General features: G+C 63.7%; 1 protein-coding gene and 1 pseudogene. Both read left to right on the forward strand.

What is annotated here, in order from left to right; genetic code table 11:
• Positions 1-1,294: pseudogene (locus tag MAMT_RS11500) on the forward strand (glycosyltransferase family 2 protein); the annotation flags it as partial.
• A 103-nt stretch (positions 1,295-1,397) separates the two neighbouring features.
• Positions 1,398-2,731 (forward strand): glycosyltransferase (locus tag MAMT_RS11060; RefSeq protein ID WP_142661084.1); only part of this gene is annotated, 1,334 nt, incomplete at its 3' end.

Here is a 2,731-nt window from a genome sequence, read left to right on the forward strand (position 1 = left end):
GTTGCCCGAGGAGGCGCTTTATATGGTGGTGCGGGAGATCCTGCGCCATCCGGACGCAGGGTTGATCTACTCCGACGAAGACAGGATTGACGAGCAGGGGAGGCGGTTCGTACCGTACTTCAAGCCGGACTTCAGTCCCGACCTTCTGCTTCCACAGAACTGCATCAGCCACTTGGGAGTCTATCGATCGGATCTTTTACGCTCCCTGGGAGGATTCCGGAGCGGTTTGGACGGAGCCCAGGATTATGACTTGGCCTTTCGCTGTGTGGAACGTCTCTTGCCTGGGCAGATCCGTCACATCCCCCGGGTGCTCTACCACTGGAGGGCGATTCCGGGATCCGGAGCTGCCTGCATTCAGGCCAAGCCGTACATGGGGGAGGCGGCGCGACGGGCGGTTGTGGATCATCTCCGGAGAGTCGGAGAACCGGCGGAGGTCCTCACGACGCCGATTTACCTTATCCACCGGGTGTGCAGGAGTCTCCCGGAGAATCTCCGCGTGAGCCTCTTGCTCGGTCCGGGAATAACGGCGGAGGCTCTGGGACGGTCGATCGAGAGGATTCGGAAGCAGACGGATTGCCCGGAATCGGAATTGCTCGTCGTTGCCGGTGGCCCGGAATGCCCGAAGGGGGACAGCGAGGGCAAAGAAGGTGTGCGCTTCCTGCGTCCTCCTGCGGAGCTAACCGGGCCCTCTCTGTGGAACTGGGTCGCGCGCCAGGCGAAGGGAGAGGTTCTGATTTTGCTCAAGGCTCCCGTGGAGCCGAAGGCAGAGGGCTGGCTCGCGGAGCTCGTGAGTCAAGTGGCCCGGCCCGAAGTGGGCGCTGTGGGAGCGCGGATCCTGGCGCCCGACGGTACGATAGCCGAGGCTGGTGTCGTGATGGGACTTGAGGGGAGTACCGGAGCCGCGTTCCAGGGTTGGGGTTCCGAGTCGGCCGGCTATGTGGGGCAAGCGGTTCTGATCCGGAATCCGTCGGCGGTGAGCGCAGCATGCCTGGCGACGCGGCGGGCGGTTTGGGAGGAGTGCGGGGGATTCGACGAAGGGTATGGCCGGGATCTGTGGGACATCGACTTCTGCCTGAGGCTTCGGGAGAAGGGCTACCGGATCGTCTTTACTCCTTATGCGGAGCTTGTGCGCCTGGAGGATTCCCCCGAGGAATCCACGGAAGATCGCGAGCCCTTTCGGTCGAAGTGGCCAGAGTGGATCGAATGGGATCCGGCCTACAACCCGAACCTGAGCCTGGAGCGGGGCTATGCCTTGGCCTGGCCTCCGAGGGTCGAGCGGCCTTGGAGGGGGTGAGCCGTCCACGGCCCGGCTGGGAAAAGCCGAAAGCGGCGAACACGTTGGGCAGGTGGGAAAAGGCTAGCGCCGACGACCAGATTCCGGCAATAACTCCTTCCAGGTGGAGCCTCTTGTGACCATTGCCGTCGTCTCTCCGGCAAGCGGAGAGGAGGAGAGGAGGCTGATCGAGGAAGCCCGGAGCCAGAGCTGGAAGAAGAAGGAGATCTTGGTGGCGGGCTTCGGAGAAGCGGGTTCCGGAGGCTCCGAAAGCGAGGGCTTGCGGCGGATCCCAGTGGGCAAAGGGATGGATCTCCGGGAGACGCTGGGCCGGGGTGCACGAGGGGAGTGGATTCAGTGGCTGCAAGCGGGCGAGCGGCTTTCCCCGTCCAAGATCGAGGAGCAGCTCTGGGAGATCGGGAAGCGTCCCGGACCGGATCTTTTCTGCTCCCCCTATCGACTCGGGGCGGCGCAGGACGCTTGGATCCTCGATCCACGGGAAGAGCCGCTGAGCTATGTCGCGCGTCTCGGGAGAGACTTTCCTTTTGTCGCCCCGCTTCTCTGGTCTGCGCGGGCGCTGCGCTCTTTCCTGCGGGATCGGGAGAGGCGCTTGGCGCTACTGCGGATCGTGCTGCATGGAGAAGCGGGAGCTGCTTGCCCGGACCGGACAAGCGAGCCGACGCGGGCCGAATGGATGGCTACTTTGAGCTGGGCTCTCCTCTTGGCGTCTGCGGCACCATCTGCTTCCGCGGAGCGAGAGCGTCTCTATCGACTCTTGCGAGGGATGAGGCCCGTTTTGACGCATGATATGGCGATGAGGCTGGGCGCTTGGGATCTCCTGGAAGAGGTTGCTCCAAAAAAGGGTTTGGCGGGCGCGGTGGGTCGAGTGGGCGGTCCGGCGGCGGCGCTTCGCATGGAGTCGGCGATGCAGCAGTTGCGCCGGGCCGAGAGCGCTTTCCGGCGAAGGCGAAGACAGCTCCTCCATCGGGTCGGTTTGCGGAAGCAGCCGATCCCGGCGTGCCGGGAAGAAACGGAATGGCTGGCCTATGGGAGCATGGAATCGGAAGCCTATGCGGGCTGGATCGCGGCCTATCAACGGCTCGATGGGGCGGACCGGGAGGCGATTCGCAGGGAGATCGAGCGGTTTCCTCGAAGGCCGCTGCTTTCGATCGTCACGCCGGTGTTCAACAGCCCGGCGAAGTGGCTCCAGCGGGCGATCGACTCGGTTCAGAAGCAGCTCTATCCCGAGTGGGAACTCTGCCTTGCCGACGATGCATCGAGTGCGGCGCATATTCGGTCCCTATTAGAAGAGAATCAGAAGAAAGACAGACGAATTCGCGTTACTTACCGCGACAAGAACGGGGGGATTTCCGCCGCCTCCAACAGCGCGCTCGAACGGGCGCGGGGGGAGTGGATCGTCCTCTTGGATCATGACGACGAGTTGCCCGAGGAGGCGCT

It is taken from the genome of Methylacidimicrobium tartarophylax (assembly GCF_902143375.2).
Lineage (GTDB): Bacteria > Verrucomicrobiota > Verrucomicrobiia > Methylacidiphilales > Methylacidiphilaceae > Methylacidimicrobium > Methylacidimicrobium tartarophylax.